This window comes from Humiphilus diazotrophicus (assembly GCF_059726315.1).
Genome location: NZ_AP040870.1, coordinates 2,438,146 through 2,452,766, shown reverse-complemented (window position 1 = coordinate 2,452,766; position 14,621 = coordinate 2,438,146). Strand labels below are relative to the sequence as shown.

Annotated in this window: 17 protein-coding genes and 1 tRNA gene; 13 read left to right on the top strand and 5 right to left on the bottom strand. The window is 54.2% G+C overall.

Annotation, left to right across the window (positions count from 1 at the left end; genetic code table 11):
• Positions 1-7 precede the first annotated feature (7 nt).
• The 5 genes from AC6I7T_RS11135 (at position 8) to AC6I7T_RS11115 (ending at position 6,464) form a co-directional block, all read left to right on the top strand.
• Positions 8-1,357, top strand: coding sequence for a sugar porter family MFS transporter (locus AC6I7T_RS11135; protein ID WP_497793467.1), 1,350 nt, complete (start codon positions 8-10; stop codon positions 1,355-1,357).
• A 60-nt stretch (positions 1,358-1,417) separates the two neighbouring features.
• Positions 1,418-3,037, top strand: a complete 1,620-nt coding sequence (locus AC6I7T_RS11130) for a glycoside hydrolase family 32 protein (RefSeq protein ID WP_497793466.1) — start codon at positions 1,418-1,420, stop codon at positions 3,035-3,037.
• 79 nt (positions 3,038-3,116) lie between these two features.
• Positions 3,117-4,232 carry a glycoside hydrolase family 172 protein gene (locus AC6I7T_RS11125; protein WP_497793465.1) on the top strand — a complete coding sequence of 372 codons (1,116 nt, stop codon included), beginning with the start codon at positions 3,117-3,119 and terminating at the stop codon, positions 4,230-4,232.
• Between the two features lie 490 nt (positions 4,233-4,722).
• The gene (locus tag AC6I7T_RS11120; protein ID WP_497793464.1) at positions 4,723-5,403 is read left to right on the top strand and encodes a glycoside hydrolase family 32 protein; all 681 of its coding nucleotides are present in this window, start codon (positions 4,723-4,725) and stop codon (positions 5,401-5,403) included.
• Positions 5,404-5,534: 131 nt separating this feature from the next.
• The gene (locus AC6I7T_RS11115) at positions 5,535-6,464 is read left to right on the top strand and encodes an AraC family transcriptional regulator (RefSeq protein WP_497793463.1); all 930 of its coding nucleotides are present in this window, start codon (positions 5,535-5,537) and stop codon (positions 6,462-6,464) included.
• A gap of 196 nt (positions 6,465-6,660) precedes the next feature.
• Here the strand turns inward: AC6I7T_RS11115 and AC6I7T_RS11110 are convergent, their stop codons facing one another.
• The 4 genes from AC6I7T_RS11110 to AC6I7T_RS11095 all read right to left on the bottom strand — a co-directional run bounded on the left by AC6I7T_RS11110 (position 6,661) and on the right by AC6I7T_RS11095 (position 9,244).
• The gene (locus tag AC6I7T_RS11110) at positions 6,661-7,119 is read right to left on the bottom strand and encodes a DoxX protein (protein WP_497793462.1); all 459 of its coding nucleotides are present in this window, start codon (positions 7,117-7,119) and stop codon (positions 6,661-6,663) included.
• Positions 7,120-7,335: 216 nt separating this feature from the next.
• Positions 7,336-8,271, bottom strand: a complete 936-nt coding sequence (locus tag AC6I7T_RS11105) for an NAD-dependent epimerase/dehydratase family protein (protein ID WP_497793461.1) — start codon at positions 8,269-8,271, stop codon at positions 7,336-7,338.
• A 42-nt stretch (positions 8,272-8,313) separates the two neighbouring features.
• Positions 8,314-8,721, bottom strand: coding sequence for a cupin domain-containing protein (locus AC6I7T_RS11100; RefSeq protein WP_497793460.1), 408 nt, complete (start codon positions 8,719-8,721; stop codon positions 8,314-8,316).
• A gap of 52 nt (positions 8,722-8,773) precedes the next feature.
• Positions 8,774-9,244: a carboxymuconolactone decarboxylase family protein gene (locus AC6I7T_RS11095; RefSeq protein WP_497793459.1), complete on the bottom strand. Its 471-nt coding sequence runs from the start codon at positions 9,242-9,244 to the stop codon at positions 8,774-8,776.
• Positions 9,245-9,342: 98 nt separating this feature from the next.
• Between AC6I7T_RS11095 and pdxR the strand changes: the two genes are divergently transcribed.
• The 5 genes from pdxR (at position 9,343) to AC6I7T_RS11070 (ending at position 12,966) form a co-directional block, all read left to right on the top strand.
• Complete coding sequence (gene pdxR / locus AC6I7T_RS11090; protein WP_497793458.1) at positions 9,343-10,827, top strand: MocR-like pyridoxine biosynthesis transcription factor PdxR; 1,485 nt, start codon at positions 9,343-9,345, stop codon at positions 10,825-10,827.
• 172 nt (positions 10,828-10,999) lie between these two features.
• Complete coding sequence (locus AC6I7T_RS11085) at positions 11,000-11,383, top strand: cupin domain-containing protein (RefSeq protein ID WP_497793457.1); 384 nt, start codon at positions 11,000-11,002, stop codon at positions 11,381-11,383.
• A gap of 42 nt (positions 11,384-11,425) precedes the next feature.
• Positions 11,426-12,280 (top strand): SDR family oxidoreductase, encoded by an 855-nt coding sequence (locus AC6I7T_RS11080; RefSeq protein ID WP_497793456.1) that lies wholly within the window; start codon positions 11,426-11,428, stop codon positions 12,278-12,280.
• Between the two features lie 49 nt (positions 12,281-12,329).
• A complete protein-coding gene (locus AC6I7T_RS11075; protein ID WP_497793455.1) occupies positions 12,330-12,521 on the top strand; it encodes a site-specific integrase in 192 nt (63 codons plus the stop codon).
• A gap of 28 nt (positions 12,522-12,549) precedes the next feature.
• Positions 12,550-12,966 (top strand): hypothetical protein, encoded by a 417-nt coding sequence (locus tag AC6I7T_RS11070; protein WP_497793454.1) that lies wholly within the window; start codon positions 12,550-12,552, stop codon positions 12,964-12,966.
• Positions 12,967-13,026: 60 nt separating this feature from the next.
• Here the strand turns inward: AC6I7T_RS11070 and AC6I7T_RS11065 are convergent.
• Positions 13,027-13,101 (bottom strand) — tRNA-Val (locus AC6I7T_RS11065).
• Positions 13,102-13,235: 134 nt separating this feature from the next.
• On the opposite strand from AC6I7T_RS11065, the gene AC6I7T_RS11060 reads away from it, so the two are divergent.
• From AC6I7T_RS11060 to AC6I7T_RS11050, 3 genes are read left to right on the top strand one after another with little or no spacing between them, the layout of a single operon-like run.
• Complete coding sequence (locus AC6I7T_RS11060; protein WP_497794661.1) at positions 13,236-13,736, top strand: RNA polymerase sigma factor; 501 nt, start codon at positions 13,236-13,238, stop codon at positions 13,734-13,736.
• Positions 13,655-14,062 (top strand): RNA polymerase sigma factor, encoded by a 408-nt coding sequence (locus AC6I7T_RS11055; RefSeq protein WP_497793453.1) that lies wholly within the window; start codon positions 13,655-13,657, stop codon positions 14,060-14,062. The genes AC6I7T_RS11060 and AC6I7T_RS11055 overlap by 82 nt, the downstream gene beginning before the upstream one ends.
• A gap of 40 nt (positions 14,063-14,102) precedes the next feature.
• On the top strand, positions 14,103-14,582 hold the full coding sequence (locus AC6I7T_RS11050; protein WP_497793452.1) for an anti-sigma factor family protein: 480 nt from the start codon (positions 14,103-14,105) through the stop codon (positions 14,580-14,582).
• Positions 14,583-14,621: the final 39 nt, after the last annotated feature.

Sequence of the window (14,621 nt, the reverse complement as noted above, 5' to 3'; positions counted from 1 at the left end):
GAGAGCCATGCAATCAACAAATTTCGGTCGACCCAATGCAAGACTCATCAAAGCTACGCTGACAGGAGCCTTAGGGGGACTTCTGTTCGGGTTCGACACGGTCGTCATTTCCGGCGTGATCGATTCGGTCGTCAGGCTCTATGGTTTAAGCGACTTCGATAAGGGACTGACGGTTGCGCTTGGCCCTGTGGGTACGGTAGTTGGATGTTTTGTAGCTGGAGTGATCGGGCAGCGCTTCGGAGCGCGAACGGCTTTACGCTATGCGGCCGCGCTCTATTTACTGGCTGCAATCGGAACAGCGCTATCCATTGGATGGCCGATGTTGCTGTTTACACGGTTTCTCGGGGGTGTCGGAATCGGTGCCGCATCCGTGTTGGGACCTGTCTACATAACGGAGTTGTCGCCCGCACGATGGAGAGGCCGATTGGTCGGCACGTTCCAGATCAACGTCGTATTGGGCATCCTCATCGGCTACGTTTCAAATTACCTGGTACGTCTCTGCCATCTTGGCTCGGTCGAATGGCGTGTGATGATCAGCGTTGCCGCTTTGCCTGCCATCGTTTTTCTTGTCCTTTTGTTCCGGATCCCTCGTTCGCCGCGCTGGTCAGCTTCGCGCAACGAGATCGATGAGGCGATTGCGGTTCTCGAACAAATGGGTGTACCTGATCCACAAGGCGAGTTGCAGGCAATCAAAGCGGCCATGCGCTCTGAGCAAGCAACCGCACATGAAGCAGTCTTTAGCAAGAAGTATCGGATGCCGCTGTTTCTGGCGATCACCATCGGCGCTTTCAACCAGTTGGCCGGCATCAACGCCATTCTTTACTACATGCCCAGCATCTTTGCCGCCGCCGGGTTCAGCCAACTTTCGGGAGATTTGCAAGCGGTTGTGATTGGAGCGACGAATCTGGTCTTCACGCTAGTAGGGATGTCGTTCATCGACTATTTTGGCCGCCGGAGCTTGCTGATGCTGGGCGCCGCAGGAACGGCGGCGTGCCTGAGTGGGGTCGCGTGGGTTTTCATCACGAACAGCCATCACGCTGCACTGCTGGGACTGCTTGTGTTCTATATCGCCTTCTTCGCGTTGTCGCAAGGAGCGGTGATCTGGGTCTATATAGGAGAGGTGTTTCCGAACGCCGTGCGCTCGAAGGGGCAGGGGGTAGGCAACGCCAGTCACTGGATTACGAACACAATTATTGCCTTGGCGTTTCCAGTGCTCGCCCACAGGTACGGTGCTGGAATGCCTTTTGTGTTCTTTGCGGCGGCGACTGTTCTGCAGCTCCTCGTCGTATCTGTGTTCTATCCGGAGACCAAGGGGCAAACACTGGAACAGCTGCAAGCTCGCCTTGTACGGATGTGAGTGTTGTTGTCTTTGACGATAAATCCAAGAGAAGCCTCTTGGCCGACTGGAGAGTGCATCGTGCATCCATTGCGTTCTAAGAACGCTGTTTCTCTTAATTCGTTTCAGCTGACTCGGCGTGATGCGGTCTGCATGATTTTGGCGGCCATTGCCACGCCGTCGATTGGGTGTAGGGGCGGAGTGTCGAGGTCGTCGGGGGGATCGACCACTGCTCCAATAACGGAAGATAGCAGGCCGCAATATCACTTGACGCCTCCATCGGAATGGATCAATGATCCGCAGCGGCCATTGTGGTTCAACAATCAGTGGAACCTCTGGGTGCTTTGGAATGGCGACTATCCAACCGGCAACGGTACGGCCTGGAGACGCTACACGTCAACCGATCTGGTCACATGGAAAGACAAGGGTATCTCGATTCCGAAATACACAACCATCTATGGAGATTGCTGGACAGGGTCGGCACTGGTCGACTCGGCGAACACGACCGGATATGGCGCTGGCGCGGTGATTGCGCTCATGACAATGCCCTGCGATAGACTAGGCGGCCAATCAACAGGCCTGTGGTACTCGAACGACGGGGGAGCATCCTTTCAGTTTGGTTCGATCGTTCAGGCCAATCCCTTGGCAGGCAATACATCGATCGCTGACCCGGTGTTTCGCGATCCTTGCGTTTTCTGGCATACGGACAGTAGGCGATGGATCATGAGCTTGGCTGAAGTGGGCAAGCTCAGCATCTATTCTTCAAGCGATTTACGCATCTGGAAGTATGAGAGTGCCATTATCCGCAGCGACCTCGGTACCATGGAATGTCCGCACCTGTTTCAGCTCCACCTCTATCATGCGGACGGAACGAAGAATGGAGACAAGTGGGTTCTGCTGTGTGGGGCGAATGGTGCCTCGTCAGGGTTCACCACGGGTACGTACTACTGGGTTGGCGAATTCGATGGTTCGACATTTACGCCGGACTCCGCGGATGGAAGGTGGTTGGATGGCGGCCCCGATTTTTATGCTACGACTGTATTCGCCGATGCGACTGCCGACGATCCCCTCGCGCATGCGTATGCAATCGCATGGATGAACAACTGGAACTATGCGAAGTTGATGCGAACCAACGGCTACTTTGGTCAACTTAGTATTGTTCGGAGGCTCACGCTGCAGATGGTTCAAGGGATGCTGATGCTGCTCAGCGTGCCGCTTGCAGCGCAGAACACCGTTTTCAGAACATCGATATCCGGGTCGAACCAGACAATCTCCGATGCGACAGCGTACAGCTGGCCTAGTGGTGCCAGTGCCGCGAGCTGCCGCATAGACTGCACACTTTCGCCTGTGAATGGTGCGTGGCCAAAAGGAGTTTATCTGTCGGTGCGCGGCGGCGATGGCTATTTCACGCAGGTGGGATTCGACCCTGGAGCGAGTACTGCATTTTTGAAGCGCGATACATGTGGCCCTCAAGTGACGACGAACTCATCGTGGTTGAACAAGTACAGCGTTCCCTGCACCTTCGGTTCATCTGTTTCCGTGAGTGTATTTGTAGACGTGGGATCGATCGAGGTCTATCTGAATGAGGGGGAAGTGTCGTTGTCTGGCTTGATTACTGCACCAGTGGACGCGATCAGTCTGAACCTGACTGCGTCAGGCGGAAGCGTCGCGGTTTCTAATGTGTCGATTCGGGTTGCCTAGACCGTCGTGAGGGGGAAATATGAGCTTCTGCTGCGAGTTGACCTCAGTAGCTAGGAAAACGGTAGCGAGGTTGTTTTTCATGGCCATGCTGATATCGGCTTCTTGTTGTGGAGCACAACAAGAACCTGGACCACTCTCTGGACTCGCAGATCTTCACCCTGGTGCCAGGTCGGAACGGGCATCGAGTTGGGATAGGTCTGGTGGAAACGCAGATTTTGTGGTGCTGAAGGCTGGTGCGACCATGCCGCTGGCGCAGATTGAGGGCCCCGGGGAAATCCGCCATATCTGGATAACGATTAACTCTCCTAGCCCAAACCATCTGAGGGAACTAGTGCTGCGGATGTATTGGGAAGGCGAGACGAATCCCAGTGTCGAAGTTCCCCTTGGCGACTTCTTTGGTACAGGATTTGAATACGAAGATATACCGGGCGGCCATACAGGACAGGCTTACCAATCGTGGCAATCGCTTCCGATTACTGTGTACGGGAAAGCCCTTAACTGTTACTTCCCGATGCCTTTCAGTAAAGCGGCTCGGATTACAGTGACGAATGATGGCGCACAGGAAGTCCCTAATTTCTATTACCACATTGACTACGTACGTTTCCCTGATTCGAGCACAACAGAGAAACAAGGCAGATTTCATGCGCAGTGGCATCGCCAGCTGACGGCTGCAGAGCCCGCGCTGAGTACGCCGCCGATCAATCTCAACGGGAAACAGAACTACAACTTCATGCGTGCGCGCGGTACAGGCCAGTTCGTTGGAGTGATTCTCGCTGTCCAGGGGCGGTCGACGGGATGGTGGGGGGAAGGAGACGACATGTTCTTCATCGACGGGAAAACCGCGGAAGCATCGATCAATGGCACAGGACTCGAAGATTATTTCGGGAGTGGCTGGATGTTCCGAGAGGAAGTCAACCATCTATTTACGGGGTATTCGCACCGCGGCAACAGCGACTGGACCGGCACGCACGTGATGTATCGCTTCCACATCGCGGACCCAATCTACTTCAACCAATCGATGATCGCCGGTATTGAGCACGGTCATGCGAATCAAAGGCAAGACAGCTACACAAGCGTTGCGTTCTGGTATCAGACTGAACCGCATGAAAAGCTCGATTCTCTGCCGCCGCTTCACGAGAGACTGCTTGAACCATTTTGGCGCATCGAGATGCTGGATCGCAATCTTCCCAATTGATTCTCCGCATTCGCAAGGACCAGTTTCAGTCCGCATGACTTCCCAACTCATCGCTCATTCCTTGGTTGAGTTGTTTAGCCCGACTTTGACAACTGGAGAGAAAGATTTCTGTAGGTGCTTGATTCTGGGTTTAACAAGAGCAGAGGTCTTCACCACAGGGAGGAGTCGGTCTCCACGATCGGTTGCGAGATTCTGGACGGAGGTTGTGGCCGCAGAACCAGGTGTAGGAGTTGCAGCAGCATTTGCTGATCAGCTTCGGGTCGGGTGTGGCGAGGCAGGATTAGGAACTGGCCGTCAGTAGTTGGCACGCCAACGACCGGCGCGACCTCTATACAAGCGTCACCTTCTGGTGCCAGAAAGGGCACCAAACGCTGGATCCGCTTCCACCTTTGAAAGAGCGCTTACCCCGCCCCTTCTATCGCCAGGAGATGCTTGACCGAGATCTTCCGAACTAAGACAGAACTCAAAACCGCATTGGGAAGGAAATCAAATGGACCGACGTACTTTCTTAGTTTCATCTACGCTGAGTTCGTTGCATTTAGGAAATCCGCTGGTGTTGAAGTGGGCCTTTCAGGCAGCGTCAGCCGCGCCTGAAGAAGAACTCAGAATGAGACTCGCTCATGATCCCTTGCGGCCCCAATATCATCTTTTGCCGCAAGCAGGGTTCCTTGGCGATCCTTGTGCTCCGCGCTTTTATCGCGGCCAATATCATGCTTTTTTCCACGGGAGTTTCGGTGGTCGCGGATGGCATCACGCCATTAGCTCAGACCTCGTCCACTGGCGACATATGCCGATTGCACTCTCGCCTACGGAGAACTCCTATGACTCATATGGAACTTTTACCGGAAGTGTTCTGCCGAGCGATGACGGCGCAAGCATCATCTATACCGGCGTAACAAAGGTGCCGAAAGAGCAAGAGACAATTCGCAACGAAGGACTCAAAGAGGTTCAATGCATCGCCACTTCCAATGAACCTGAGTTACGAACATGGCACAAACTGGACAAGCCAATCATTGAGGCACCCCCTGCTGGAAAGAAGATTACCGGGTTTCGTGATCCTTTCTCATGGAAAGAAGGTGATATCTGGTATGTGGGTGTTGGCTCAGGGTTCGAACATGAAGGAGGAGCAGTCTTGCTCTATCGTTCAAAAGATGCACGGCACTGGGAATAAGCTTGTCGTACGGGCAGCCAGATAGTCTTGTAGGATCGTGCTCCCACTTTTCATCAAGAGAGGAGCTAGGTCCATTGTCTGCATTGAATCTGCGCCACAGATGTCAGATCCCGCCCTGCTAAACTTAGACTGTGAGCCAGATCGCAGATGTCGATGGGGGCAGCCCAGAACAACTCCCGGTTTCGACGAGATTGATGACGCATGAGGTTCTCGTGCGCTCACCAGCGACGATGCCTATGGGGCCGGAGGACAAAGCGCGAATCTGGCGCCATCCGCGACTCGACAATGTCGAAGTGTTACAGGGTTCCTATCAGAAGTACGAATTCGCCCAACACTTTCATACTGTGCCTGCTATCGGTGTCGTAGACCGCGGAACGATGGGTACCTATTGTCGGAACTCCACCCACGTTCTCCCCATGGGAACGGTCTTCCTGCTCAATCCGGGGGAAGTGCACGCTCCGGAGCCTGCGACCACCAACCGTTGGGGCTTCCGCGTAATCTACCTTGAGAAAGAGTTTTTTCAGAATCGATCAGAAGATTTCGGATCTGGAGTTCCTCAATTCGCACAACCGTTTATCCAAGATGCTGCGCTCGCAACGAGCTTGCTGCGATTACATAGCAAACTAGAAAGAGACGCCGACCCTCTCAATATTGAGAATGACTTGGCGGATGTGTTCACTAATCTGAACGAACGGCTGGTTGCCAAGCCAATCAACGACTCGGCTATCTACGGGGATCGGAGTAAAATCTCCCGCGTCAAAGACTATCTCCACAAAAATTATTGGAAGAACATTAGTGTTGAGGATATGACTGAGATCGCACAACTCAGTAGGTTTCACTTGATGCGAACATTCCGTCGACGCGTCGGTCTTTCTCTTCATGCCTACCTGACGCAAATTCGAATTGAAGCGGCGAAGAAACACCTCAGCAGGGGAGCTTCGATTGTGGACGTCGCGAGTGATGTCGGATTCACGGATCAGAATCATTTCACGCGACATTTCAAAAGAATCACTGGAGTTACGCCTGGGCAGTACCTCCCGCAGTGGCGTCCCAATCGATGAACGATTCAGAGTGACTTCAGCAGCCTTGACGCAAGCTCCGCCTTGCAGCAGATCGGAGCCTCGGTTTAGAAGTTCTTCTTACGACACTGCGTCTGAATGCTTTAGTCGGGTCGCACGATCGGTCGGAACCTTCGCAAAACCAGCGGCCACATGTTCTCTTTTGAGTCCAGCATAGGCGCTATCTGCGACATCTCGCTTACCGGTTAGTCCGTGCTCTGGAATCCCACGCGAATCGGTCTGGACTTCGGACACAAAGTAGAAGCGCGGCGGCAGCAGCGGCGAAGACAGAGGCATCAAGCGGTGATTTAGGTCCCGACGCCATGGCCATCGAGATTCCGAACGATAGGAGCAGCACGCCACTGAGACCGGCGGTCGTTCTCATGCGGAATCCTAGGAGGAGGGAGAAGCCAAATCCTATTTCTGCGATGGTGGCGAACCATCCAAGAATGTTGCTGACAGCAGTCGGGAAAATTGCTGTCAGCCGTTGCGTGTAGGTGAGGAAGTGAGTGATGTCACCCCAAACAACACCTGGACAACCATGCGATCCCCATCCTCCGAATCTGTCAGCGACGGCCGATAGGAAGCCAGCACTCAGAGCAGTTCGCGCGAAGGCAACGATGAGGTCTTCGAGCAATGGCGATTTAGAGTCCGTCATGATTGAGCCTCCAGTTCGGGAACAGATGGTGTGGGGTGTTGGCGTTGTGCACTGAGCCGTCGGACTCTTAGCGACTGGTTTGTCGCTAAGAGGTCGGCCACGCAGATTTGGAGTTGTCTGATCTGCTGGCGGAGTTGATCGGCTTCGTTCCCAGCCGTTGCTAAGCTCGTCTCATGTTGCTCAGTACGCATCGCAGTGGTTTACCTTTCGATACGTCTAATTCGCAGGAATCGAAGCGCGTAAAGGGTTGAGCCATTCGAGGCGGCGGGGCCGGAAGCAAAGATCCACTCTCGCTTTGTCGTTGCGTGCCCCTTTCAAGCCGTTGTGAAAGAAGACCGCATCAGGCCCCATCGTCTTGAGTGCTTCTTCCTCGCTGACACGCGGAGGAACCGGTGCCCCCACATAGCGAGCGAAAGCAGGTAGCCATTCGGCAACTGACACTGGATCGTCATCGACGATGTTGTAGACGCCTGGCTCCGCGTGGAGGGCGGCAAGAGTCGCGACTGCAGCGTCCTGAACGTGTATGAACGAGTTCACAGCGCGGCCATCGCCGATAAGCGCGAGGGAGCTCTGTCGAGCCAGATCAGCGGCTCCTCCGTCCGGTGTGTACCAAGTACCCGGTCCGTAGAAGAATCCATAGCGTAGCGCGACGCCTTCGATTCGCGAATCGCTAAATGCGCGCGTCTCCAACAAAGCCAGCATCTGGCAGCCAAGAGAGATGTCGGGACTGGAGTTCAGTTGGAAGCCGTCGGCTTCGGTCGCAAGTTCTCCGTGCTCTGGCTTCAGATAAAAACCACTCGACTGTTGCACGTACCTCTTTGCACCTGCCGCGATCGCTGCGGAATATAGGTTAGAGCCACCTTCAATTCGGAGCTTCCTGTCGTGCGGGAATGCTTTTGGAAGATCGGCTAGGTTCTTGGGCAAGGAGGTGAGGAGATCTACCACGACGTCGGGGGCTGCACGCTGCACAGCTTCCCGGACTGCATCCTTGTCGAAAGCATCGACTTGAACGAAATCAACCGTTCCGCCGTTCTTCTTTACTTGCCAACCCGCTGACCGAGCCATCGCGGTAACGTGATGCCCATGCTCCACGAGTTCCTTAAGAAAGGGCACTCCGAGTGCTCCACTCGCGCCTGCAACGAAAACTTTCATTGTGTTCTCCTAGTAGGGCCATTGGCCCCCTCAGTTAATGGCCTAGTGCCGGTCGTGAGAAACGGCATCAGGGCTGATGACAACTGTCGGTGGAGCTCCCGCCTCCTTCACGAAGAAGACCAACAGCTTCGCGGGTTTGCTGCTGCTCAGGTTCCTACTCGGCAAGTGAACGTCAGAGGGAGCTTCATAAAAGCTCTGGCCAGCATGAAGGGTCAATGGAGACTTGCCTTCAATCTGCGTAACGATGTCCCCTTCGAGGACGTACGCAAACACCGCAGCGTTATGTCTATGGGCTGGCACTGTTTCGCCTGGAGCGATGTCGACCGTAATCATCAGGCCTTCTTTGCCTTTGATTCCCGGTAGATCCTTCTTCAGGAGTTCCGTCACGCTACCGACCTGTGCAACTTGGCCGGGTATCGCGAGGGCCAGAGCAAGAAGTAGTTTTGTCATCCTGAATCCTTTCGAAAATGGTGTGGAGTTCCTAAAGAAGAGTGAGGGTTATCTACTCGCGCTTCTTCGCGTGCGGATCATAGCTCCCAGGACACATGCGGAAACTGATCGCAATGCGGTTCCAACCGTTGATTGTGTTGATTACGACGGTGAGGTTGACGAGCTCTTCTTCACTGAACTCACGGCGTACCTCCTCGTAAACTTCGTCGGATACGTGGCCGACAGTGATGAGAGTCAGCGCTTCCGTCCAAGCCAGCGCCGCTTGCTCGCGTTCGGTAAAGAACGATGTTTCTCTCCACGCCGAGAGAGCGTAGAGGCGTTGTTCTGACTCTCCGTTCGCGCGTGCATCCTTGGAGTGCATGTCGATGCAGAACGCACAGCCGTTGATCTGCGACGTTCTCATGTAGACCAACTCGATAAGCGAGGGTTCAATCTTCGAAGCCTTCCGCACAAAGCCTTCCATTCCAAACAGTGCGCTGTAGGCTGAGGGAGATGCCTTCGATGGGTCCAGTCGTACTTTCATTTCGTTCCTCCTAGAAATGAGGCTATAGTTGATTGGACTAGGCGAACGGTCCATATTGGGCCTAACGAATGGTCCATCATCCCGAATGGCGGTGACATTTGCCAAAGACAGAGACATTTCAAGATCTAGTTCTTGGCGAACGTAAGACACATCAAGAGCTTTGGCGCTGGCTTTACACAGAACTTCGCTCTGCGATACTCGACGGCCGACTGAAGGCAGGAACACGTCTACCGTCCACAAGAAACCTGGCGGATCAATATGGACTGTCGCGTGGCACGGTCGTTGCTGCGTTTGATCAGCTGCGAGAAGAAGGCTATGTGTCTTCGGAACTCAGCGCCGGAACGTTTGTCGCATCTGCTCCTGTTGCCAAGGAAGAAACGATTCCGAAATGGAAGGTCGCCAGGAAAACTACGTCACGCGCAACGCTGGGCAAGCATACTAAGGGGTTGTTCAACCCCTCGTTTGTACTTCCTAGTTCACGCTCTATCGGCATGGCGTTCAGAAGCTATGAGCCAGCAATCGATCTATTTCCCGTAGACCTCTGGGCACGGGTGGCGGCCCGGGTCTATCGAAATGCTCCACGAAGTCTTTATGGTCAGGGCGATCCTGCGGGCTATCAGCCTCTACGTCGTGCCATTGCGGAATACGTCGGCAGATCGCGCGGCGTGAAATGCATTCCCGAACAGGTAGTCGTCACCTCTGGTGCGCAGCAAGCTTTGGACCTGCTTGCACGTCTTCTTCTCGATGCGGGGGACGAAGTGTGGATGGAAGACCCCGGCTATCCAGGGGCATCGCAAGCCTTCCATGCAGCCGGAGCCAAAGTGATCCCGGTTCCAGTAGATTCGGAAGGATTGCAGGTGGGAAAAGGGATTGAATTGGGGCCACGTGCGCGAGTCGCCTACGTGACGCCAGCAAATCAATTCCCGTTGGGTACAGTGATGTCTGGAAAGAGGAGAGTCGAACTCCTGGCTTGGGCAGTGAGATCAGGGGCGTGGGTCATTGAAGATGAGTACGACGCGGAGTATCGGTATTTTGGAAAGCCGCTCGCATCCTTACACAGCCTGGATGCGTCAGGCTCCGTCCTGTATGTCGGCACCTTTACCAAGATGCTCTTCAATGCGCTTCGACTAGGGTTTGTTGTACTCCCTGAGAGGCTCGTTGAAACCTTTGAAAGAGCGCGCAGCTTTGTAGACAGACATCCAGCGACCTTGGATCAAGCTGTCCTCGCTGAGTTCATTACCGAAGGGCATTTTGGCAATCACGTTCGAAAAATGCGCCAAGTCTACGCAGAACGGTTGCATTCCCTCACGGAGGCAGCCTCCGGCCGTCTAGCGGAGAATCTGGAAGTGGAAGCGGCAGCGGCTGGGATGAGGACAATCGCGTGGATCAAGCCGAAGCTAAGCGACCGAGTTGTTGCGGAGCGGGCTGCGCGTTTGGGACTTGAAGTCGTTCCGATCTCAACATTCACGGCCCAATATAAGCAGAAGCCTGCCCTCATGCTGGGATTCGCAGGCTGCAATACAAACGAAATCAACCGTGGCGTTGGGGTGCTGGAAAAAGTCTTTAGAACAATCGGGCAGTGATTGGTCTAGATGGTAGAGGAGTGCAGTGTCCTGCACAGAAACTTCCAGGCAGGTGAGTTCGAGGCATCCCGCAGCCGTTCGTGAACTGGTGCGATGGTCTATTCCAGAACTCCAATATGGTACAGAAAGCTAGACCAGTGATAAGTACCCTCTTTAACTGGAGGATGTTCAGTTGAAGAAGCTTTTCCTGCTATTCGTAGTTTGCATTGCGCCAATGGCCCTTGCGCAAGATGCGGACGTGCAACCGCTCCTATCGAAAGACCTATCGGGCATTCCCGGCAAAGAGGGCCTGATGGTCAAAGTGACATTCCCCCCGGGGCACAGCGATGGTCTGCATCGGCATAATGCGCATGTTTTTGTTTACGTTCTCGAAGGCACCGTCGTCATGCAGCTCAAGGGAAAGCCTCCTGTAACACTGCATCCAGGCGACACGTTCTACGAAGCCCCTGACGATATTCACCTTGAAGGCAAGAACGTCAGCGCAACATCCCCCGCCACATTCATCGCGTTTTTCGTCAAGGACAAAGGCGCTCCTGTCGTGACGACGGTTAAGTAAACAAGTCACAAGTCGGGACGATACGAAGTCTCGCAGGCTGAAGTGCTTGACGCTGGAATCGCGGTAGGTACCACCTGTAGTGCTCCGCATGAACTGACGAGTGGGAGAGAAGATCTGATGTCGGCAAACTATGTAGTGACCGGAGCGTCTGGCGTTCTAGGCGCAGCGTTAGCAGCACGGCTAAACGAGAGCGGATTTGTGCCCACGGGCCTCGGACGCAAGCCGAAACCTCCCGGGTTCGTTGGGCACTGGCTTCAGTGCGATCTAACAGATCCGGCGAGCGTAAAGTCTTGTCTAGCTGGCGCGGATGTCGTGGTTCACTGTGCATCAAGCCCGTTTGAGCCCGAGAAGGATCGCATTGCCATGCAGAATCTCATTGCGGTGGCGAAAAAGACACGATGCCATCTTGTGTACGTGAGCATTTGCAGTATGGAGTCGGCTGCGCCGTATAACGACTACTACAAGTCGAAGTTGGCTGATGAGCGCGACCTCGAAACGAGTGACATCTCGTATGGAATCGTGCGGATCACTCAGTTTCATCCTTTCGTGTCACACCTCCTCTCGCGTCTAGTGGTCGGGCCATTCATCCTGGCTCCGAAACTGCAATTCCAGCCGATCGACGTTGAGTTCGCAGCTGAGGTGCTTTGCAAGTCTGCAATGGATCGCAAGACGGGGCGTTTGCCAGATGCCCACGGACCTCAAAGCCTCGCCCAGCGAGAACTCATTCATGCGTGGCTTCGCGGCAAGCGGATGAAGAAGATTGTGTTACCCATCCCCCGCGTTGGCAAGCTGAAGCAGCTTGGCAGGATTGAGCCGGTGGAAGGATTAGCAGGCGGAAGAACGTGGCAACAATGGCTGAGGGATGAAGGGGAACGCCCAAGTCCTTATACGTGGTAGCCGGAAGCTGAGGATTCCGAAGAATCTCAGGCCGAAGGACAAACGGATTTTGACGTGGGATCAGTTGGCGGACGTGCTCAAGAAAGCGACACGCCGCGACCGCCTGATCATCCTCCTCGACATGACAGAAGCCTTACGGCCGAGTGAGCTCTTTGCCATCCGCTGGCGCTCCTTTGATGGAGAGAACACACTCGACTTAACCGAAACCATCTACCGTGGGGGTGATTCGGCCCTTCGGTAAGACCCCTAAGAGCTTGGGGAAAATGCATTTGCCAGACGATCTGGTCACCGAGCTCAAAGGGTGGAAGCTGGAGTGCAAAGAAGGTTCCTGCCAAGGTGCTCTATGTAAGAACGAGGCGCACAGGAAGTCTTCTCCAGATGACCCGATGTTTCCGAATGCGGACGGCGGGTTCATCGACACCAGCAACTACCGGGAAAGGGTCTTGAAGCCTCTCGGGGAGTCTGTAGGTATCGAGAAGCTGAACTTCCAGGTGATCCGGCGCACGATTGCAACGCGGGCGCAGAATCTCGGTTCAGTCAAAGATATCCAGTCCCACCTGCGGCACTCGCGAGCTGACACCACCGCTAATGAGTACATGCAGGAACTGCCTGAGAGCGTGCAGCAAATGGTAGGTACGGTCTACGCGATGCTCACCAGCAACGCAGGCTCAGAGATGGTGAATTGAGCATTTGCTACCAAATGCTACCAATCGCCAATTCGAGTTGCTTGTAAGTAATTGATTTTATGGTGGGCGCAGCAGGATTCGAACCTACGACTTCCACCGTGTGAAGGTGGCACTCTACCGCTGAGTTATGCGCCCTGAAGATCAGGTGGGGACATTGAGAAGATTATCATTTGCCTCGCCTGAGGGCAAAATTTGGTCTGTTTTCGTCCTTCTGTGGCGCCGTCTGTTCTTTGCTCCGGTCTTCCAGGTAAAATCGGCTACGATCCCTCATGCGTGACAAGAAACTCAATTCGCTGCCCATTGATCCAATGAGCTCACCCGAAAACGGTGCTCGGAATGGCTTGGGGGACGGCGACGAGGATTCAAAATCACATGATTTGGCTCAAGATGCGCAACCCTCCACAGAGACTCGTGTTTCAGAGGGTATGGCAAGTCTTGTCCTAGATCAGACGAGGTTTCCTGAGGCATGGAATGACAGTGAGACTGTAAACGCCATGCCCAGTGACGGGACCTTGACCGACGCGGAGATCATGCTCCGGGTCCGGGACGGGGATGATAGCTGTTTCGATTACCTGATTGAGAAGTATCGGAAGCCGATTCTTCACTTTATGTTTAGGATGGTCCACATGTTTAGGATGGTCCACAATCGGCCGTCGCTGAAGAACTGGCTCAAGAGGTATTTCTCCGGGTGTATCGATCCCGGCAGACGTATCGGGCAGAAGCCCGGTTTACAACTTGGCTGTATAGGATTGCTACAAACTTGGGGGTAAATCATGCTCGGGACACCAAGCATGAGAGGGCTGCTCAGAATGTTTATCTGGATGAACCGGATTCCGAGACCGGGACAACCCCAGATGTAGCCGACCAGACTCCCACCGTAGAAGAGGACCTGCTTCGTCAGGAGAGGTTGAAGGCCATTCGTGAGCATGTGATGGCACTGCCGGAAAGACAGAGGACGGCCGTGCTCATGCACAAATATCAGGGAATGGACTACAAGCAGATTGGCGAGGTTTTGAAGTTAAGTGAGTCGGCAACCAAATCACTGCTCTTTCGGGCCTATCAAACGTTGCGCGAACGCTTGAAGGACTTTGTGTGAGTAGTGGTGGTACTGGGTCAGACATAGAAGTGAGGGGATAATGACCTGCAACGATATCAAATCGAAGTTGGCAGACCTGCTCTTCGAGCCAGAGACAGTTTCACCGGAGGTCCGTGCGCATGCGGATAGCTGCGAGCGGTGCCGTGAGGAACTGGCTGGTCTAAAAGCAACAATGGATCTGCTCGATGGTTGGGGGGCTCCCGAGCCTTCTCCCTATTTCGATTCCAAGTTGGCAGCCAAGCTCCGTGAAGAGAAGGCCAAGGCTCCAGCTGGCGTGATTGAGCGTTTTCGGGCTTGGTTGGAATACGGTACGAATCTTAATCTGCGGCCCATTGCGGCCACTGCCTTGACCGTTATGCTGGCGGTTGGCGGCGCTACTTATGCAGGGCTCAGCTGGCCCCATCAGAAGTCGGTGCCGGCCTCGGCGACGGTGAAGGATTTGCAGATGTTGGATCACAATGCTCAGATGATTCAGCAGCTTGAATTAATGAATCAAGATACGGATTCAGAGGACGACTGAGGCAATTCTTTTCGGGATTGATTCGCGGTAGTCGTAGAG

Excerpts from the sequence above, each read along its gene's own strand:
- AC6I7T_RS11120 (WP_497793464.1), top strand. The coding sequence starts at position 4,723 with ATGGACCGACGTACTTTCTTAGTTTCATCTACGCTGAGTTCGTTGCAT.
- AC6I7T_RS11135 (WP_497793467.1), top strand. The coding sequence starts at position 8 with ATGCAATCAACAAATTTCGGTCGACCCAATGCAAGACTCATCAAAGCT.
- AC6I7T_RS11100 (WP_497793460.1), bottom strand. The coding sequence starts at position 8,721 with ATGACAAAACTACTTCTTGCTCTGGCCCTCGCGATACCCGGCCAAGTT.
- AC6I7T_RS11095 (WP_497793459.1), bottom strand. The coding sequence starts at position 9,244 with ATGAAAGTACGACTGGACCCATCGAAGGCATCTCCCTCAGCCTACAGC.
- AC6I7T_RS11125 (WP_497793465.1), top strand. The coding sequence starts at position 3,117 with ATGGCCATGCTGATATCGGCTTCTTGTTGTGGAGCACAACAAGAACCT.
- AC6I7T_RS11060 (WP_497794661.1), top strand. The coding sequence starts at position 13,236 with ATGCGTGACAAGAAACTCAATTCGCTGCCCATTGATCCAATGAGCTCA.
- AC6I7T_RS11110 (WP_497793462.1), bottom strand. The coding sequence starts at position 7,119 with ATGACGGACTCTAAATCGCCATTGCTCGAAGACCTCATCGTTGCCTTC.
- AC6I7T_RS11105 (WP_497793461.1), bottom strand. The coding sequence starts at position 8,271 with ATGAAAGTTTTCGTTGCAGGCGCGAGTGGAGCACTCGGAGTGCCCTTT.
- AC6I7T_RS11050 (WP_497793452.1), top strand. The coding sequence starts at position 14,103 with ATGACCTGCAACGATATCAAATCGAAGTTGGCAGACCTGCTCTTCGAG.